Annotated in this window: 21 protein-coding genes; 7 read left to right on the top strand and 14 right to left on the bottom strand. The window is 43.6% G+C overall.

The genetic code is table 11. The features are described from left to right. Nucleotides 1-125 precede the first annotated feature (125 nt). From yegQ to CEW93_RS02850, 3 genes are read left to right on the top strand one after another with little or no spacing between them, the layout of a single operon-like run. The gene (gene yegQ, locus CEW93_RS02860; protein ID WP_089539170.1) at nt 126-1,535 is read left to right on the top strand and encodes a tRNA 5-hydroxyuridine modification protein YegQ; all 1,410 of its coding nucleotides are present in this window, start codon (nt 126-128) and stop codon (nt 1,533-1,535) included. A gap of 10 nt (nt 1,536-1,545) precedes the next feature. Next, nucleotides 1,546-1,863, top strand: coding sequence for a hypothetical protein (locus CEW93_RS02855; RefSeq protein WP_089539168.1), 318 nt, complete (start codon nt 1,546-1,548; stop codon nt 1,861-1,863). After that, entirely contained in the window at nt 1,863-2,294 is a 432-nt protein-coding gene (locus CEW93_RS02850) for a type II toxin-antitoxin system VapC family toxin (RefSeq protein ID WP_089539166.1), read from the top strand. The genes CEW93_RS02855 and CEW93_RS02850 overlap by 1 nt, the downstream gene beginning before the upstream one ends. 128 nt (nt 2,295-2,422) lie before the next feature. Here CEW93_RS02850 and CEW93_RS02845 read toward each other — a convergent pair whose 3' ends face one another. The 11 genes from CEW93_RS02845 to nagZ all read right to left on the bottom strand — a co-directional run bounded on the left by CEW93_RS02845 (nt 2,423) and on the right by nagZ (nt 13,527). After that, on the bottom strand, nt 2,423-2,938 hold the full coding sequence (locus CEW93_RS02845; RefSeq protein WP_089539164.1) for a dihydrofolate reductase: 516 nt from the start codon (nt 2,936-2,938) through the stop codon (nt 2,423-2,425). Then, nucleotides 2,935-3,777 (bottom strand): thymidylate synthase, encoded by an 843-nt coding sequence (locus CEW93_RS02840; RefSeq protein ID WP_089539163.1) that lies wholly within the window; start codon nt 3,775-3,777, stop codon nt 2,935-2,937. Before CEW93_RS02840 ends, CEW93_RS02845 begins: the two co-directional genes overlap by 4 nt. 35 nt (nt 3,778-3,812) lie before the next feature. After that, nucleotides 3,813-4,688: a prolipoprotein diacylglyceryl transferase gene (lgt, locus tag CEW93_RS02835; RefSeq protein WP_089539200.1), complete on the bottom strand. Its 876-nt coding sequence runs from the start codon at nt 4,686-4,688 to the stop codon at nt 3,813-3,815. Nucleotides 4,689-5,027: 339 nt separating this feature from the next. Next, entirely contained in the window at nt 5,028-5,441 is a 414-nt protein-coding gene (locus tag CEW93_RS02830; protein WP_089539162.1) for an Ohr family peroxiredoxin, read from the bottom strand. 69 nt (nt 5,442-5,510) lie between these two features. Further along, nucleotides 5,511-8,393: a DNA polymerase I gene (gene polA, locus CEW93_RS02825; protein ID WP_089539161.1), complete on the bottom strand. Its 2,883-nt coding sequence runs from the start codon at nt 8,391-8,393 to the stop codon at nt 5,511-5,513. A gap of 106 nt (nt 8,394-8,499) precedes the next feature. Next, nucleotides 8,500-8,799 (bottom strand): hypothetical protein, encoded by a 300-nt coding sequence (locus tag CEW93_RS02820; protein WP_089539160.1) that lies wholly within the window; start codon nt 8,797-8,799, stop codon nt 8,500-8,502. 569 nt (nt 8,800-9,368) lie between these two features. Further along, the gene (locus tag CEW93_RS02815; RefSeq protein ID WP_089539159.1) at nt 9,369-10,070 is read right to left on the bottom strand and encodes an ABC transporter permease; all 702 of its coding nucleotides are present in this window, start codon (nt 10,068-10,070) and stop codon (nt 9,369-9,371) included. Beyond that, a complete protein-coding gene (locus tag CEW93_RS02810; RefSeq protein ID WP_089539158.1) occupies nt 10,067-10,783 on the bottom strand; it encodes an ABC transporter permease in 717 nt (238 codons plus the stop codon). Before CEW93_RS02810 ends, CEW93_RS02815 begins: the two co-directional genes overlap by 4 nt. Before the next feature lie 230 nt (nt 10,784-11,013). Then, on the bottom strand, nt 11,014-11,784 hold the full coding sequence (locus CEW93_RS02805; RefSeq protein WP_089539157.1) for a sulfite exporter TauE/SafE family protein: 771 nt from the start codon (nt 11,782-11,784) through the stop codon (nt 11,014-11,016). A gap of 4 nt (nt 11,785-11,788) precedes the next feature. Beyond that, complete coding sequence (leuE, locus tag CEW93_RS02800) at nt 11,789-12,445, bottom strand: leucine efflux protein LeuE (protein WP_089539156.1); 657 nt, start codon at nt 12,443-12,445, stop codon at nt 11,789-11,791. A 14-nt stretch (nt 12,446-12,459) separates the two neighbouring features. After that, the gene (nagZ, locus tag CEW93_RS02795) at nt 12,460-13,527 is read right to left on the bottom strand and encodes a beta-N-acetylhexosaminidase (protein ID WP_089539199.1); all 1,068 of its coding nucleotides are present in this window, start codon (nt 13,525-13,527) and stop codon (nt 12,460-12,462) included. Nucleotides 13,528-13,754: 227 nt separating this feature from the next. Between nagZ and CEW93_RS02790 the strand changes: the two genes are divergently transcribed. Then, the gene (locus CEW93_RS02790; RefSeq protein WP_089539198.1) at nt 13,755-15,938 is read left to right on the top strand and encodes a carboxy terminal-processing peptidase; all 2,184 of its coding nucleotides are present in this window, start codon (nt 13,755-13,757) and stop codon (nt 15,936-15,938) included. Here the strand turns inward: CEW93_RS02790 and CEW93_RS02785 are convergent. Further along, the gene (locus CEW93_RS02785) at nt 15,935-16,678 is read right to left on the bottom strand and encodes a phosphodiester glycosidase family protein (RefSeq protein ID WP_089539155.1); all 744 of its coding nucleotides are present in this window, start codon (nt 16,676-16,678) and stop codon (nt 15,935-15,937) included. The genes CEW93_RS02790 and CEW93_RS02785 overlap by 4 nt on opposite strands. Before the next feature lies 1 nt (nt 16,679). Beyond that, complete coding sequence (locus tag CEW93_RS02780) at nt 16,680-17,486, bottom strand: Cof-type HAD-IIB family hydrolase (RefSeq protein WP_089539154.1); 807 nt, start codon at nt 17,484-17,486, stop codon at nt 16,680-16,682. A gap of 82 nt (nt 17,487-17,568) precedes the next feature. On the opposite strand from CEW93_RS02780, the gene CEW93_RS02775 reads away from it, so the two are divergent. From CEW93_RS02775 to CEW93_RS02765, 3 genes are read left to right on the top strand one after another with little or no spacing between them, the layout of a single operon-like run. After that, complete coding sequence (locus CEW93_RS02775; protein WP_089539153.1) at nt 17,569-17,826, top strand: succinate dehydrogenase assembly factor 2; 258 nt, start codon at nt 17,569-17,571, stop codon at nt 17,824-17,826. Between the two features lie 3 nt (nt 17,827-17,829). After that, complete coding sequence (locus tag CEW93_RS02770) at nt 17,830-18,255, top strand: hypothetical protein (protein ID WP_089539152.1); 426 nt, start codon at nt 17,830-17,832, stop codon at nt 18,253-18,255. A 13-nt stretch (nt 18,256-18,268) separates the two neighbouring features. Beyond that, entirely contained in the window at nt 18,269-18,646 is a 378-nt protein-coding gene (locus CEW93_RS02765; RefSeq protein ID WP_089539151.1) for a hypothetical protein, read from the top strand. Between the two features lie 48 nt (nt 18,647-18,694). Here CEW93_RS02765 and CEW93_RS02760 read toward each other — a convergent pair whose 3' ends face one another. After that, a complete protein-coding gene (locus CEW93_RS02760) occupies nt 18,695-19,387 on the bottom strand; it encodes a DUF3108 domain-containing protein (protein ID WP_089539150.1) in 693 nt (230 codons plus the stop codon). Nucleotides 19,388-19,555 lie beyond the last annotated feature (168 nt).

The raw sequence follows: 19,555 nt of genomic DNA, 5'->3' as shown, positions 1-19,555 counted from the left end.
TGGCAAATTTTATGTTCTCAATAGCGTTGGCGGCAAACCTTACAAATTTAGTATGAATTTAAAAGATAAAATTTGTTATAATAACCAATTATTTAAATTAGCCAAATTCAAAAAAAGAGCCAATCATGACCCAACTGCCCACCAAAAAATCTGAACTTCTTTGCCCTGCCGGCACCTTTAAAAACATGCAATACGCCTTTGCTTATGGGGCGGATGCAGTTTACGCAGGGCAGGCACGTTACTCATTGCGGGTGCGTAATAATGATTTTGATGAAGAGAATTTGGCAAAGGGCATCTCTTACGCTCATTCGCTTGGCAAAAAGTTTTATGTGGTGGTCAATATCCAAGCCCATAACGCCAAACTTAAAACCTTTATTGACGACATTCGTCCCATTATCCAAATGAAACCTGACGCTCTTATCATGTCGGACGCTGGCATGATTATGATGGTGCGTGAAGCCTTTCCAGAACAAGCCATTCATTTGTCCGTACAAGCCAATGCGGTAAACTGGGCAACGGTCAAATTTTGGCAGCAGATGGGCGTTACAAGGGTGATTGTCAGCCGTGAGCTGTCCTTAAAGGAGATTGAGCAAATCATCAAAGAAGTCCCCGACATGGAGATTGAAGTGTTCGTGCATGGGGCGTTGTGCATGGCGTATTCGGGGCGTTGTCTTTTGTCGGGTTATATCAATAAGCGTGATGCCAACCAAGGCACTTGTACCAACGCCTGTCGTTGGTCGTATAACACCTATAAGGCGACAGAAAATGAAACAGGCGACATTGTGCCAGCCACGCCCGAAGTGTTTGTGCCAAATCAAGGCGAAATCGCTAATGTCAATTTAAACGGCGATGTGGTGATGGGTGATGACTATGTCCAAAAACCGTCCGATGAAGTGGTCTTGATAGAAGAGCAAGGCCGCCCAGGCGAGTTGATGGCGATGTATGAAGATGAGCATGGTACTTATATCATGAACTCCAAGGATTTGCGTGCAGTGGAGCTTGTGCCTGATTTGGTGGCTATGGGCGTGCATTCGTTAAAGATTGAAGGGCGTACCAAGTCGCATTATTATGTGGCACGCACCGCTCAAGTCTATCGCCGTGCCATTGATGATGCTTTGGCAGGCAAGCCCTTTGATACCAGTCTCATCACAGCACTTGACGGGCTTGCCAATCGTGGTTATACCGAAGGCTTTTTGCGTCGCCATGTGCATTCTGATTATCAAAATTATGACTATGGCTCATCCAAGACGGACAATCAGCAGTTTGTTGCCGAAGTGGCGGACATCAGCGATGAGCGTTTGACTTTAACCGTCAAAAACAAACTGATGGTGGGTGATACCATTGAAATCATGACTCCCCAAGGCAATATCAGCTATACATTGGGTGAAATGTGGGACAAAAAAGGCAATGTGATAGACGGGGCGTTAGGCTCTGGTTGGGTCTGCCAAATTGCTAATCCCTTCAAGGACATGGATAAAGACGTGCTACAATTTGCCCTAGTGATGAAAAGCGTGAGTGAGGCGATTTATACCTAAGGGAGTTAATATGCAAATTACTGATTTAAAAAGTATTGATAATAATGCCGAAACATTATTTGCCATTTCGGCACATGAACCTGTGCTATTAAAGCGACAAGGGGATGATGCTGCTAGAGTGGTGGTAGATTATGAAGTTTTTAAACAATTACAAGATTTATTATCTATGATGATGCCAAGACAAGACAAAAACCTTAGTCAAACCAAAACCTTGTATGATGCGTGTATGCAAAATCATAATTTTGGTGATGCTGACTTTGATGATATTGATTTTGATGAGTTAAATCAATCATTTCCACAAGAACAAATTTTTGAGTTTGATAAGTAATGATTTTACTTGATACCAATATTTTGTCTGAAATGCGTAAAATTCAAAAAGGCACAGGCGACAAAAATGTTACCACATGGGTAAAAACATTGGATTTATCTGATGTTTATTTAAATAGTATTGTCATTGGTAAGATTTATCGTGGTATTTTATTAAAGGAATTTAAGCATGACTTTAATCAAGCACAATCTTTAAAAAGGTGGTTTGATGAATGGGTTTTGGTAGAATTTAAAAATCGTATTTTGCACATTGATGTCAAGGCAACCATGATTTGGGCAAATTTACAAGTTCCAAATCCAAAAGCTATTAACGATAGCTATATCGCTGCCATTGCTCATGATTTAACCATCGCCACCAGAAATACCCGAGACTTTGAGGGTATGCCTGTTAAACTTGTTAATCCCTTTGAGTGGGTATCACCACAAACATGATGGGATGTCAAATCGCTAATCCCTTTAAGGACATGGACAAAGACGTGCTACAATTTGCCCTAGTGATGAAAAGCGTGAGCGAGCCGATTTATACTTAGCTGGTTGTATGATGCCTAGATGACAGCTTTTTATTCGCTGTCTTTTTGGTATCTGGCAAAGTAAAACTTGGCTCCTGATATATCGTCAGTTTGTTGTGCTGACTGCCAAACTTTTTTAAACATCTCAGGCAAGGCAGGATAAAAGGTATCCCCTTGGACATCTAGCTGCACATGGGTGATTTCTAACACATCTGCCATTGGCAGGCTTTGGCGATAAATCTCTCCACCCCCAATGATAAACACTTTATCTGTGCCAAGTGCTGACACGTCCGCTTTGGCGTTTTTGATTGCTGTGTCCAAATCATGAGCCACCCTTACGCCATCATGTTGCCAAGTTGTCTCTCTTGTGATGACGTGATGAATGCGTTTGGGTAGCAGGCGACCCAAGGAATCAAAGGTTTTGCGACCCATGACAATCACACCCCCTGTGGTCAAATTTTTAAAATGGGTTAGGTCAGCAGGAATGTGCCATGCCAGCTGATTGTTTTTACCAATACAACGCTTGCTATCCATGGCGACCACATGGACAATTTTAATACCATTCATACAGCAACGTCCGCTTTAATGCGTTCATGGGAGTGATAATTCACAAGGTGAATGTCATCAAAACCAAATTCAAAGATGTCTTTAATGTTGGGATTTAGATGTAATTGGCACAAAGGCAAAGGCTTGCGGCTTAATTGCAGTTTGGCTTGTTCAAAATGGTTGTGATATAGATGCGTGTCGCCCCCCGTCCATACAAACTCACCCACGTCCAAATCACACACTTGGGCAATCATGTGTGTTAGTAGGGCATAACTGGCAATATTAAACGGCACGCCCAAAAACACGTCCGCCGAGCGTTGGTAGAGCTGACAAGACAGTTTGTTGTCATTGACATAAAACTGAAACAGCGTATGGCAGGGTGGCAGTGCCACTTCACCAGCTTCGCACGGATTCCAACCTGAAACAATCAGACGGCGTGAATTGGGGTTGGTTTTAATTTCGTTGATGAGCCAAGTGATTTGGTCAAAGCCATCATTTTGATAAGTGCCATCAGCGTTTTTGCTTGCCCCAAAATTACGCCACTGATGACCATAGACCGCCCCCAAATCTCCCGTTTGTCGTCCAAAACGTGCCGTCTGCTCGGCAGTTGCCCATTCGTCCCAGATGGTTACGCCGTTATCTTGCAGGTATTTGACGTGGGTATCGCCCTTTAAAAACCACAAAAGCTCAATGGCGATAGAGCGAAAATGTACTTTTTTGGTGGTTAAAAGCGGAAAACCGTCCGCCAGATTAAATCGCATTTGATGACCAAAAACGCTGCGTGTGCCTGTGCCAGTGCGGTCAGCTTTGTCGCTACCTGTGTCTAAAATGTGCTGTAAAAGTGCTAAATATTGCTTCATGTCGTGCCTTTACTTGGTCGTTGTGCTTTTTATGGTTATGCTTTTTGCCAGTCGTAAATGTTCTTTTTGTACGCCACAATCATTAAAATTACCCCAAAAATAATCATTGGTAAACTAAATAACTGTCCCTTACTCATCCACCCAAAAATCAGCTCATAACCAACATCAGGCTGACGGAAAAACTCGGTGGTAAAACGGCTACACCCATAACCAAGCAAAAATAAAGCTGACACAGCATAGCGTGGGCGGGGCTTTGAGCTAAACCACCAAAGCAGAACAAACAATAACACCCCTTCGGTCAAGGCTTGATACAGCTGACTTGGGTGGCGTGGCAAGAGTAGATAATCGCCCACTTGGGCGGCAATGGCTTGAAGGGCAGGCGTGTGTTGTAGCAGTTCATAATCTGCCCCTGCTGCTTGGGGAAAATACATCAAATGCCCATAACCGCCATCAGAAACACGCCCCCACAGCTCGCCGTTGATAAAGTTGCCCAGTCGCCCAAACAAAAGTCCCGTTGGCACACAAGGTGCGATAAAGTCTAGCACCGTAAAGGCAGATTTTTTGTATTTTTTGGCAAATAAAAACATGGCAACCATCACGCCCACAAAACCGCCATGAAACGCCATGCCACCTTCCCAAACTTTAAACAGATACAAGGGGTTGGCTAAAAATTCGCTAAAATTGTACAAAATCACATAACCAATGCGACCGCCCAAAATCACGCCCATTGCCCCAAAAAATACCAAATCTGAGACCATCTCGGCGGTAAAATCATGGCGTTGTTTGGTGCGATACCACGCCAAACCATAAGCAAATGCAAACGCAAGCAAATACATCAGACCATACCAATGTACTTGCAAAAAGCCCAAATCTAGGGCGACAGGGTCAAATTGGGGGTGGGTGATTGCCATATAAATCATCGGTAAAATTTAGCTATGATAGCAAATTTTGGCGGTTTTGAAAAATACTTTAAGCCATTGATGGGGATTTTTGTGTTTGGTGGTATTGAGATTAAGTGCTTGACAAACGTGTTTAATAACAATAGCCGATGTTTTATCCAAACATGATGTCATGTTTTAAGCTGTCATGAATGATAAAAATTTCCATCTTGCCCTAACTTTTGTTGTGTTGATTGGTACTGACTTGGATAAATAAAATGGTGGTTTTGGGTGGCATAAAAGTTTTAATTAGGCTGATTTTATGGTGCTAAAAAACCGCCAATATTTTGGCGGTCTTGTATGTGAAATTAATTATTTGATTTCAGATGTCAAAACAATGTCCACATTGCCTGCAATGGCTTTTGAATAGGGGCAAACTTGATGGGTTTTTTCAACAATGCGTTGCAAGGTGTCAGCATCAATGTCGGTATTGGTGGCGATGACATGAATACTGCCTGACAGATAAAAGTTGGCATCACCAGCTTTGTTTAAAGAGATGGTAACTTGTACTTGGCTGTCAAATTTGACATTTTCGCCAACCTTTACCAGACCCAATGCACCATCAAAGCACGCCCCATAGCCAACAGCAAACAGCTGCTCTGGATTATTGCCTTGTTTTTTGCTGCCAATGGCGGACAGCTCAAAAACGCTGTCGCTGTCGCTAAGTTTGCCTGTGCCGTTTCTTGCCCCTGTTACTGTGGCGGTGGTGGTGTATAAAGTACTCATCATTTTCTCACTGGGTTGTTGATATTCACTGTTAAATTGGGGTGTAGATGAGTAATTCAAGACCAAATGTCAATGGGCTTTATCCCAGTTGTCCCCCACGCCAATCTCCACCACAAGCGGTACGGCAAAATCCACCTGCCAGCCCAAATCTTTGGCGGTATGAGTCAGCACGTTTTGCATGGCGGTTTTGATAAGCTCGCCTATCTCGTCTACTTTATCGTCATCGACTTCAAACACCAACTCATCATGTACTTGCAGTAGTAGCTTGGCGTGTGCTTTGGGTAGCACTTTATCTACCGCTATCATGGCAAGTTTGATGATGTCGGCTGCTGAGCCTTGTAGGGGGGCGTTGATGCTGGCTCGCTGGGCTGCCTGTTTGATGACTTGGTTGGAGGCGTTGATGTCAGGTGCGTAGAGTTTGCGACCTAAAATGGTGGTTACATATCCTGCCGATTTGGCATGATTTTTGGTGTTTTCCATATAGTCATGTATGGCAGGATAGCGAGCAAAATACCGCTTGATGTAGTCTTTGGCGACATCATTGGCAACGCCAAGCTGTTTGGCAAGCCCAAAGACACCCATGCCATATAACAGCCCAAAATTGACCGCTTTGGCAGCCCGTCTTTCACTGGCGGTTACATCCGCCAAATCTTTATTCATAATCTCGCTGGCGGTGGCGGTGTGAATGTCCAAATTTTGATTGAAGGCATCAATCAAGCCCTTATCACCACTAAAATGTGCCATCAAACGTAGCTCAATTTGTGAATAATCCGCCGCCAAAATCACCCGCCCAGTCGGTGCAACAAAGGCTTCACGAATCAGTCTGCCCGTATCGGTGCGAATGGGGATGTTTTGTAGGTTGGGGTCGCTTGATGATAGTCGCCCTGTGCTGGTCAGTGCCTGATGATAACTGGTATGCACCCGTCCATTTTTGTCCGCCGCCTTTGCCAAAGCGTCCGTATAGGTACTTTTGAGTTTGGAGAGGCTGCGATGTTCTAGTACCACGTCCACAAGGGGGTGGTCAATCTTGGCAAGCACCGCTTCGGAGGTGGAGTATTGTCCTGTTTTGGTTTTTTTACCGCCTTTGATGCCCAGTTTGTCAAACAAAATCTCCCCAAGCTGTTTGGGGCTTGCCACATTAAAGGCTTCGCCAGCCAGCTCAAAGGCTTTGGTTTCTAATTGGTGGATTTGGTTATCAAAGGCAAGCGATAATTTGCCCAAAAACTCAGTTTTAATCAGCACACCATCACGTTCCATCTGGGCAAGTATTTGAGCGGTGGGAATTTCTAGTTTGTTTAGTAGGTGTTGGGCGTTGATATCTTGGCTTAAATACTCATCAAAAACGCTAAACAGCCGATAGGTAATGTCCGCATCTTCGCAAGCATAGTCGCTGGCTTTGTCTATGTCCACTTTGTCAAAGGGGAGCTGTTTTGCTCCTTTGCCTGCCACCTCTTCAAACGTGGTGGTTTTGACATTCAGATAAAAGTTTGCCAAATCGTCCATGTTGTGCCGTGTTGCCACGCTATTGATGACGTAGCTTGCCAGCATGGTGTCCATGTGCCAATTTATCAAATCAATGCCATATTTTTTAAAAATATGACTGTCATATTTTAAGTGCTGTCCGATTTTGCCAATGTTGGGGTTTTGCAAAATCGGTCGTAGTTCATTTAAAACAAAATCTCTGTCTAATTGATTGTCCAGCACAATATCAAAATCACCCGTATGACCCACAGGAATGTAGTAGCCTTCATAATTATTGGTGGCAATAGAGATGCCCACAAGCTGTGCTTTTTGCCAATCAATGTTGGTTGTTTCGGTATCAATGGCAAAATAAGGGACAGAGTTGAGTTTGGTGATGAGTGCATGAAAGTCATCAAGCGTATTGATGGTGTGATAGTGTGCTGTTTGAATGGGTAGCGGTTTGACGGTGAAATTATCGGTGGTGATGTCTTGTGTGGCAGTTGGCGTGTGCTGCTGTTGGTCGCTATGTTGGCTGTCATCAATGGCTTGATTGGCTGACTTTAATAAAGCAAGTTGCTCTGCCGTTTCTTTTTTAAATTCTAAGGTGTCAAACAAAGGATACAGCTCTTTTGCTCTGATAAGCTGACTGTCTTTGCTGTTATCAAGACCAATGTCTGCAAATGACACAGGCAAATCCAAATCTGTAACAATGGTGGCAAGCGTTTTGTTTAGGGGGATTTCGTGAGCGTGCTGACTGATACTTTTGCCAACTGCCCCTTTGATGTTGGCGATGTTTGCCAAAATGCCATCAATGTTGCCGTATTCGTTTAATAATTTGGCGGCTGTTTTTGCGCCGACCTTGGGAATGCCAGCAATGCCATCAACGCTATCGCCCATCAAAGTCAAATAATCAGCGATTTGGGTGTTGTGGACGCCAAATTTTTCTAGCACACCTGATTTATCAGTGATTTTGCCTGTAAAGTTGTCTTCTAAAATCACGCAGTCATTAACCAGCTGTGCCATGTCTTTATCGCCGGTGGATATGACCACAGGGTAACCGTTTTGACAGGCGGTGCGGGCAAGCGTGCCGATGATGTCGTCTGCTTCATAGCCGTCAATTTTGATGAGCGGTATGCCAAGTTTGGTAATCAGCTCATGAATGTAGGGAATTTGCACCACCAAATCATCATCCATTGGTGGGCGGTGGGCTTTATAAGCGGTGGATAATTGATGACGAAAGGTGGGGGATTTGGTGTCAAAAGCAACCGCCATGTGGGTGGGCTGATATTTTTTGATGAGTTTATTTAGGGCGTTTAGCACACCACGAATGGCGTTGGTGGGTAGCCCTTGGGAGTTGGCTAATGGGGGCAGACCATGAAAGCAGCGAAACAAATAATACGAGCCATCCACCAAAATCACTGGCGAGCGAGTGCGGTCAATGTGGCTGGTGTCAAAAGTGGCAAGATTGGGTGGGGTGGGGTGATTGGTCATGATGTGATGATTGGTAATAAATTTGGGGTATTATAACCAAAAATCATGATTTAGGGGAATAATACACAGATAAAAAAGCCCACCATGATGATGGGCTTTTAAGCTGTTATTTGTATTCGGTACATTCAATGTCTGTATCACGGCAGAACATTTCATGATGATTGGCGGTGCATTTCTTTTTGACATCTAGGCGAGCTTTGCCACGGCTGGCGTTCTCGGCGGTATAAGTGTCTGTAAAAGCCTTGATTTTGCAGACGTGCATACTGTCATTTTTGTCTTTAACATCGGTAACCAGCACAGGCACGCCCACAGGCACAGGCACAACCACCGCCCCTGTGTGTTCAATCGGAGCAACACAAGCAGACAAACCGAGTATGGCTGTGGCAATCAGAGCAAATTTTTTCATACAAACCCCAAAAGTAAACTGATAAAAAACTTGCGGTATTATATGGGCTTAGTCCAACATAACTTTTGGTTATATGTAACAAATTGTAAATTTTACTTAATAAGACAATGGATTTATGGATAAGAATTACCCAGTTGTAAGTTAAAAAGTTTGGAAAAAAGCCCAGATGGTTGTCAGGGCTTTGGTATTGTGTGAAAAATGTGTTTAGAGTAACAATTTTTACTTTTCAATAAAAAGTGTACAATAAGGTTGGTCGCCTTGAAATTCCTTGCCAATCAATTTAACTGGCTTTAAAGTGTCTCCCCCATCATCTGAAACCATCACAATGAGCTCTTGATTTTCAAATGTTTTAAGCTCTTGTATGACCTGTTCAATGCTTTTTGAAGTAGCACCCCAATCGTTATACTCATTGGCTAATGTCCCATGTGGATTGTCTGGTTTTGCAATTAAGTGGTAAAATTCTTAAAAATATTTAAAAATTAAGTTTTTGCTTTTTATGGTCATCACAGTTGATACATCTGTTGTGTCTCGCCAAAATCAAATAACATGGCAAAATGCCTAAATGTCTCTTAGTTGGGAGTATGATGTCTGTGATGATTAATGTGGCGTTCTAATGCGTGAAAAATCAGCAAAAACACCCATGAAATAAGCAGATAAATTACCCCTGCGGCAAAATAAATCTCCAACGTCAAATAAGTCTTTGAGATGATGATTTTGGAGGTATACATCAAATCCACCACAGTGATGGTAGAGACAAGTGCTGAGCCTTTTAACAAAAAAATCACTTCATTGCTATATGCAGGGAGCATGATGCCAAACGCACGTGGCAGGGTAATGCGAGTAAATTTGGTGATGGGCGATAGACCTAGGGCATCAGAGGCTTCTAGCTCCCCATGTGGCACAGCTTTAATTGCACCACGCACAATCTCCGCAACATAAGCGGACGTATTTAGGGTCAGAGCGATGATGGCACACCAATAAGGCTGACTTAGCACAGGTTGCCATAAAAAACTGTTTTTGATGACATCAAACTGCCCCAAACCATAATAAATCAAAAATATCTGCACCAATAGGGGCGTACCACGAAAAAAGTAAATGTATAAAAATGGCAAAAACCACACCAAAGGGTTTTTAGATAGGCGAAACAAAGCCAATACTATCCCAATCACCAGCCCAATCAAGCTAGATAATACCACCAGCTCAATGGTGGTGATAGATGCCTTTAAAAGCTCAGGAAAGTGGGTAAATATCGCTTGGGTATTCCAGTTCATATTTTTGCCCCTTTGTGTAGTTTTTTGGCGTAGCGTGCAGAAGGATTGACATACCACTCGCCTGCACCAATCAAGGCAGTAATCACCGCCGACAAAATCAGATACATCAGGGCTGCCACCATGGCAAAGGTAAATGGTTCTTGGGTGGTTTGTCCTGCTCGTGAAGTAACATAAGTCAGCTCATGCAGTCCAATAAGTGAAATCAGGGCGGTGTCTTTGAGTAGGACAAGCGTCAAGTTGCCCAAACCGGGTAGGGCAACCACCCACATCTGTGGCAAGATAATCCGCCAAAATGTCTGAAAACGGCTCATGCCAAGACTTTGACAGCTTTCCCATTGCCCCTTTGGCAGAGCTTGCACCGCCATACGAAACACTTCGGTGGCATACGCCCCAAACATAAACGACAAAGCCACCACACCAGGCCAAAATGAGCCAATGTCTATTCTTTGGTGATAGCCCATGCTTTTGGCGATGGCAGAGATGATAATGCCACCCCCAAAATAGATGGCAAACACCACCAAAAGTTCAGGCACGCCACGCACGACTGTGGTATAGATTTGAGCGATTTTTTGTAAAATCCAAATGTTTGATAATTTGGCAGTTGCTCCTAATAATCCAAAAATCAGCCCAACAATCAAACTGGTCAAGCCTAATTTGACAGTTAGCCAAGAGCCTTGCAAAATCAGATTGCCATAGCCATGTAACTCTATCACAGAACGTGCCTTATGTTGATACAAAATGAGATATTTTAGCAAATTTTATAAAGCGATACAAAGGATTAATGTTGCTTTGTTTAAAATGATGGGTTAGAAAATATTTGAATTTATGGGCGGTTTTTTTATGATGCATTGATTTTTTTATTAAAATGTGTCTGGGTGATTTATCTGATTGGCTTTGTGTTTATTTGCATTGATACAAGCTGATGAATGGCGGTATTGGCAAACTATCCGCCCATCAGCCCTGCCACCCCAAAATAGCCAAGTCGTATGCCCAGTAGCACCAAAATCCACAATATCATCAACCGAAAGGTTTGCACAGGTAAAAAACGGTTGATGTGTCCGCCGATGTACATTGCCCCAAATGCCAAAGCGGTGATAAGACCGATTTGCCCCCATGTTTTGCCATCTAGTGCCATTAATGAGCCAAACAACACAACAAATTGAGCGACTTTGCCCACAAAAAAGCACAAATTTGACACCCGCATGATGGTTTGCTTGTCATCGCTGATAGATAGCAGGTACATCATCATTACTGGTGCCATGGCACTGGTTGCACCGCCAACGATACCGCCAAATAAGCCCACAGCAATCATGTTGGCTTTGGTGTTTTTTAGGACAATGGGGCGACCTAATAACGTAATGCCTGCATACCACAGCACCACCAAAGCCAGCACAATCAATAAATAGGCCTGATTGAGCCACAAAAGCAGATATGCCCCCAACACCCCACCAATGAGCGACAATAAAGCAAGTTGCCAATAATTGATGAGATAATGGCGAAAATTATGGGCGATATTTTGGTTGGTGCCATGTTTGCCAAGCCAAGCACTCAGATTTAATATGGCGGTAGGGATTAGCACCAAGATAATGGCATCTGCCAAAGGGTACACACCACTAATCATGGCAATGGTAACAAGAGCAAAGCCCATGCCGCTAATGCCATGCAACAGTCCTGCGATTGCCACTGCTCCAAACAGCAAAAACTCGTTTGTCATTGTATCACCATGATAATTTGGCAAGCCATAAATTTACCCCAAAGCCGATAAATAAACTCCCCACGCCAAGCATGGCAAAACTCATCACCAAGGGGCGACCACTAAACATATTGGCTAACTTTTTACCACTAAATACCAATAAAAGCAAATATAAGCAACTGACACATTGTAAAATCACCGCCAGCACAAAAAAGCTCAAAAACGGTTTGGGATAATCAGGGTGAACAAATTGCACAAAAAAAGATAAGAAAAACAAAATCGCTTTGGGATTGGTTAAGCTTAGCGACAACGAGCGATAAAAGTAGTTTTGCTTGGCGACATTGGGTGGCGAGAAATTTTTGCCTTTGATAAGATGGCGGTTTTTAAAGGTGTGATGAGCTCCCATCATCAGACGTATGCCAAGATATGCCAGATAACAACCGCCCACAAGTTTAATGCCGTCAAAAATGGCAGGATAGAGCTTTAAGAGCGTGCCTGCCCCAAAGATGGTTGCCAATATCAAGATGGTATCACCCACCAAAATGCCACCAGTTGCCATAAAGCCTGCCGATTTGCCCCGAGATGCCGAGACTGACAGGCAATAAAGGCTGTTAGGACCGGGTAAAGTGATGACCACAATCACCCCAATCAAATAAGCAGTAATGTCAGTAATGCCAAACATGATATTGTCTTTGATTAGGAGAGATACTCGGTGGGGTCTTTGGTGTCTTGTGCGATGGTGTCAGCAAAAAACGCCTGTGCCACATTGGTTTTTGCTTGTTGGTAGTGAGCAAAAGCAGCACAAGTGGTGGACAAATCCCCTTGCCATGCAGGAATGTTGCTTTTCATGCACGCAAAGCGGTTTGGCGTGTCGGGTAATGTTTTGGCGGTCTGCACAGCAAGCATGGCACTTTCACGGCTATTACACACCAAAGCCATGTCGCACCCAGCACTGATGGCAAATTTAACACGTTCGCCCACATCGCCCACGACCGCCGCCGCTTTCATGGACAAATCATCTGAAAACAGCACGCCATCATAACCAAACTTCTTTCTTAAAATGTCTTGTAGCCAGATTTTTGAAAATCCCGCAGGCTTATCATCAATTTGGCTAAATATCACATGTGCAGGCATGAGAGCGGACAGTTTGTGAAGGTTGTTTTTAAAACTGACCAAATCACACGCCACAATCTCATCAAAACTGCGTGTGTCTATCGCATCGCAGATGTGTGAGTCAGGAGCGATGGAGCCATGACCGGGAAAATGCTTGCCTGTGGCTTTCATGCCAGCGTCATTCATGCCATCTATAAAGCGTGATGATAGTGCCGTAACCACATCGGGGTTGGCATGAAAAGCACGGTCGCCAATGACAAGACTGCACCCATCAATGTCCATGACAGGAGCAAAACTAATGTCCACCCCCACCGCCAGCACTTCGCACGCCATCAAATAACCCACATCATACGCCAAATCTAGGGCAAGCGTGGGATTGTCATCATAGATTGCCCCCAGCTGTCCCATGGCAGGCAAAGGCGAAAAGCCTTCTTTAAACCGTGCCACACGTCCGCCTTCTTGGTCGGCGGCGATGATGAGCTTTGGATTGACCGAACGCATGCTGTCGGTTAAAGCTCGCACCCCAGCAGGGTCTGTTACGTTTCTTTTAAATAAGATGATACCGCCAATCTGTGGGTGTTTTAAAAATTCTTTGTCAGCATCTGTTAAGGTTGTGCCGTCCACGTCTGCCATGATAATGCCGTTTGCCATGATGCGCCTTATGTGTTGAAAAATATTGCGTATTATGCCATGAATTTGCTCACTTTTACCAAGTGGCATGAAAATTGCTAAGAAAAAACCATGATTTTGTAAGAATAGTTATGGTAAGATAGACCAATTTTTGCGTGTTGATGTTTTTAGATGACACGTTATTTGTTGAAAATGTGATGAAATTTTAGTTTGTTTAAAATACAAACATGAAATCGGGAATTAAAATGATGTCAAAAACACAATATCTATTATCAGGTGTCGCCACGGTGGCGGCAGGTGCAATTTTTGCCCAAAGCTACATCAGTGCGGCGATGGCATCTGATAAAGTGGGTTTTGAGCCAAATACAGAACAAAAAGTAACCACTCGCCAAGTCGCTCTTTTATTGGACCGTATGCATTACTTGGAACAGCCCCTAGACCGTGAGATGGGGGCGAAGATTTTGGCGATGTATTTTGACCAACTTGACCCATCTCGCACTTTATTTTTGCAGTCAGATGTGGACGAATTTACCAAAAAATATGCCAACACTTTTGCTGCTCGCTTAAAACGTGGTGATTTGTCAGCAGGGATTGAGATATTTGAGCGTTATCGCACCCGTTCCAATGAGTATTATGGTTTTGCCAAAACATTGCTTGCCAGCGATGTCAGCCTAAACACCCAAGACACCATCGTGCTTGACCGTGAAGAAGCCCCCCGTTTTGCCAACAAAGATGAGCAAATGGCATATTGGCGTAAACAGACAACATTTGCTTTAATTGGCATCACGCTTGGGCAAGAAGACGATAAAGCAAAAGATAAAGCGTTTTTGGATAATCCTGAGTTGTCTCGTGGTCAAGATTTGGTGCGTGGCGATGAGCGTACACCAAAAGAGATTTTGTTAAATCGTCTGACTCGTCAAGAGCAACAGTTAGCTCGCCTAAAAAACGATGAGATTATGGAGACGATTTTAAATACGGCGATGATGACTTATGATCCGCACAGCAATTATTTTGCTCCTGTGCAAGCCAATGAAATGCAAATTCAGACAAATTTACAGTTGGAAGGCATTGGCGTATCTATCCGCCCTGACCGCAAAAATCCTGACTACACTCGCATTGTTACTTTGGTGGATGGTGGTCCTGCCCAAAAAACAGGACAAATTCGTGCCAATGATTTGATTTTGGGGGTTGCTCAAGATGGCGAGCCGATGGTGGATGTGGTTGGATTTAGTGTGCGAGAGATTGTGTCGCTCATTCGTGGGGCTAGGGGAACGTCCGTTACTGTCAGAGTAAAACAGCCCAACACACCAGACAGTGCCGCTCGCAACGTAACCATTGTGCGTGATGTGATTGAGCAAGAAGACACAGGCGTTCATCATCGTGTGGTGGAAGTGCCTTATCGTGGTGGCATAAAACGTGTGGGCGTGTTGGAGATACCAAGTTTTTATTTGAATTTTCAGGCTCGCCGCAGTGGAGCGAGCGAATACAGGGCGGTCAGTCTTGATACCGAAAAAGCCCTAAATGCCCTAAATCATGAAAACATTGATGGTTTGATTGTGGATTTGCGTAATAACCCCGGTGGCTCACTAGATGAAGTGGCAAAAATGCTTGGGCTGTTTATCAAAGAAGGTCCTTTGGTGCAAATCCGTGATAATCAAGGTAATGTGCAAGTTTATGCTGACAAAGATGAAGGCAAACAGCTTTATGCAGGCGACATGGCGGTGCTGATTAATTTAGGCTCTGCATCGGCTTCTGAGATTTTTGCTGCTGCTGTACAAGACTATGGGCGGGGCTTGGTGGTGGGTAGCACAACCACAGGTAAAGGCTCAGCACAGGTTCAGCGTGATGATTTGGCACTTGGCTCAGCAACCTTGACTCAGCGTAAATTTTATCGTATCAACGGTGGCAGCACCCAAAATAAAGGCGTGGTGCCTGATGTGGAGCTTGTAAATATTTATGAAGGCATAGAATTTGGTGAGCGAGAGTACAAAAACCCCTTAGAATGGGACACCATCAAAGCCACATCATTCACCCCCGAAGGCAAATACACCAAGGGTTTGATAGAGACACTTGCCAGTCAATCAAAAACACGTCAAAGCACCAATCCGCAGTTTAGGTACCTAAGTGAACTTAATGCCATCAGACAGCTTGATGATGACAAACAACCTGCTGATGTGGACATTGACAAACGCCGTGCTAAGGCAGATTTGGTGGAGCAAAAAATGCTCATGGCAGAAAATACTCGCCGTCAAGCCACAGGTGAAAAGCCCTATACTGATTGGACAACTTATCAAGCAAGCATAGACGCTTTGGCAGAAGAGCGTAGCCTGATGAAGGAAAATGAACGCCCCAAACTGCCAGAAGAAGAAGCCTTTGTGATAGAAGCGGCGACTTTGATGTTTGATGCTAAGGCAAATAACACCACTCCCTAGTCTGTGATGGCTGTCATGACCGCCATGTTGAGCTTATCATGGCGGTATTTTTTGGCATATAAAGCAGAAGCAACCCCGCCATCTAAAAACAAGGCATTTTGACAGCCAAAACCTTTAAACACATCAGCAAAGCCATAAAAATTGACAGGTTCATCACTGATGACAAAATAAATCTGCCCATCTGTACAATCCACGCCCACGCCATTACGGATTTTGGTGGACGTGCTTTTTGGGTCAAATTTGGGGTGGATTTGCCCTTGTATCACCAACATCGGTCCTGATTGTGTGGCGTATTTTGGGCGTGTGCCTTGGCTGAGTTTAGTGGCAAAGGCATGACTTTCGTCCACATAAAAACCGTCATCGTTCCACCAAAACACCCCGTTGGGCAACAGATGAAAATTGCCTTGCCCATCATTAAGATTAAGTTTTTTGATGGTCGTGCCATCAATCACTGTGTAACCAATGGGAGCAAAGTTGTCATCATACATACCAGCATTCATGGCAAATGACAACTCACCTGTGTGTTGGATGAGTTTATCAAATTTATAAAACGGTTCACCAGTAGGGTCTTGCCAATACAGCTTAGTATTTTTTGGTGCTGGCTGAAACGTGCATACCGTATGAGCAAATGGCACAGATAAGGCGGTGCAGGGCGTGCTGGTTTGGGGGTAGTCTTGGCAGGCAGATAGTAATGGCGGTAAAAAAATTGCTGTCAAAACAAAAGGTTTGATGACACCCATATCAAATCACGCCCAACATTATCAATGCTTGATAAATTCCATCATCACTATGATTGGGGCACACAAAATCTGCCACCGCCTTTAAATTAGAGTGAGCATTACCCATCGCCACACCAAAACCCACCGATGACAGCATTTCTATGTCATTTAAACCATCTCCAAACGCCCAAACATCTGCCATATCTAGTCCCAGTTTATCAAGCGTCATCTGTATGCCACGAGCTTTTGAGCCATGTTTGTCCAAAATATCTACGCCCAATTTGTGCCAACGTGTGCTTTTTAGGTCATCACTTAGATGATGTCCTAAATCAAAGCTGGCGTTTTTATTATCATCATAAAATGCCAACAGTTGATAGACGGGCGTATTTTTGTCAAAATTTTCAACTTTATCAATGCGATAAGGGATATGTAGTGATGTCAAAGCTTCTGTCATGGCAGGCGTTTCATCAAAACCAATAATCTCATTGGCAGTCATATAGCCATAGGCGATACGCTTGGTGTGTAGGTGGGCGGTGGTGCGGTGGATTTGCTGATGGTTGAGCGGAAAATGGCTTAATAGTTTGCCTTGATATTCATTATATTGCCCATTGATGGTGATAAATAATTCAATGCCAATCTCATCAATCAGCTCATTGATACAAGGCGGAAACACACAGCGACCACGACCTGTGGCAATCGCTGGGATGATGCCTTGGTTTTTTAGGGCAAGTAGGGCGGTTTTGGTGTTTGGGGCAAGGCAGTTTTGGGTTTTGATAAAAAGGGTGTCATCAATGTCAAAAAAGATGATTTTTGGGCGTGTTGGTGTCATGAGGTATTTAGATGGTGGATTTGGTTGCTTATTTTGCCATTTTATGTAAGAATAAGCAAAATTTTAAAAAATAGGTTAAAAAATGAGCAAAGAACCTACCTTGCACCAACGCCGTATCATCTATCAAGCTCGCCGTGGTTTAAAGGAGTTGGACTATTATATAGACCCTTATGTCAAGGAGCATTATTTGTTGGCAGACGATGATGAACAGTCGGCGTTTGAGCGGCTGCTTGGTTATGAAGACCCTGATTTGTTGCTATTTTTCTTGGGGCAAGACAGCCCTGATGACGAAAAAGTCGCACACCTTATCCAGAAAATCAAAACCTTAAAATACGCCTAAGCAATGTACATAGATACCGCCATTACTCCAACCAAATACCTTTGGTATGCTCGCTGTGGGTTTGTTGGGTTGGTGGCGATTTTGGTGTATTGGGCTGATTTGTCATGGTGGCAGATGGGGCTTGTGGCAGGCGTGGCGGTTTTTTGTGTTTGGCAAGATTGGATAAATGATGTGCCACTTTGTGAGTTGTCCACCAAAGACCCTGATGAGCTGTGGGATTTGGGTGTATTTGTTGATGACAGACAGGTTTGGCAAGCGTATTTGAATAATGCTCATTTGGTAGATTTTGGCTTTGGACAGGCGGTGCGTCTGTCTTTTTATGTGGTAGAGCCACACAAACAACCCTTAACAACTTGGGTATTTTATGACAGTGTGCCAAAGACCACGTTTTGCAAGTTAGCCGCCCAAGCGAATTTTGGCGGATACTAATAAGGATAACTCCATGAAAAGAGCCTTTTTAATCTTGGTGATATTGCCAATATTGGCGATGGCATCACCTGCATTTGTGCCAACAAAAAAAAGCTGTCAAGCACTACATCAAGATGTCATTCTGCTGATGAGTTATGTTGCTCCTTGCGATGATGATATTAACCCCATCATTACACAACAATATGCCCAAGCGACCACTGTCATGAATGAACGTTTGACCATGTGCCACAAAAAATTTTCATCAGATGAGCAAGATGAGATGATGGATGAATTGCTTGGGAAAATTGACCCAATCTTGACAAATTGGCAAAGTCAAATTGTCGCTGACAAACCCGCTTTTTGCCAAGCTCAAAGGGCAAATTTGGTTCGGCGTCTCAGCAGCTATTTATAATGATGCCCTTGCGTATCACACAAAGCCCCAACTGTGGGGCTTTTGGTTTTAGTGTACTTTGCTTAGCTCCATGGTGATGGTTTTGCCATCGTTGGTTTGGCTGACTTTAATGGGAAGATAGTTTAGACTTGGAGCAACCCAAAAACTTGTTGCCCGCCCTTTGTCGTCATGCACACGGTCAATGCGTACAACATCATAAGTTCCTGCTGGCACGGTGATTTTACTGTTGCCTGATTTTTTAAAACGGGTGGTTTCTATGTTGGTTTTTTTGACCAGCTGATAGCTGCCACTAAATCTGCCATTGATAAGCTCTTGGCGGATTTGGGCTTCTAGGCTCAAATCATCATAAGCTTGCCCGCTCATTTTTAGGGTGGTGGATTTGCCTTTGTAGGTAGAGACGGCGGTTTTTGCCCCATTGTTAAATTTAATGTTGTGTGTGTTGCCCACACCAAATATTTTTACGGACATATTGGAGCTTGATGGTAAAATTTTACCATTTGATAAGCTAAAACTTGCTGATTGATTGACACTAGCAATCCCTGCGGCACTGGCTTTGACGGTGTAGTTATAACTGTTGCCGTTTTTGCTTAGGGTGCGTGTGGCAGTTCCGTTTTTGCCGTCTGCTTTGACGGTGTAGGTGGCAGAAAAGCCTGATAAATCAGCAGCATGGGCAGATAAAGCCGTGCCAATACTTATGGTGGCGATGGCAGTTGTTTTTAAAAAAGTGGCAAATACGTTCATTGGTTCTCTCGGATGTTTTGAAGCTATATAATGGATATATCTTGTTACATTTACAAGGACAATTTGATAGGGTTTTGTAGTATTTTGTGAGTAAATTTACTAAATTGTTGTAAAAATGGGCATTTGATTTAAAAAAACTGATGGATTTTATCAATCTTAGTCTTTTAA

Source organism: Moraxella sp. VT-16-12 (genome assembly GCF_002224245.2).
GTDB lineage: Bacteria > Pseudomonadota > Gammaproteobacteria > Pseudomonadales > Moraxellaceae > Moraxella.
Note: the sequence above shows the minus strand (reverse complement) of the source record. Positions and strands in the feature narration are given on the sequence as shown.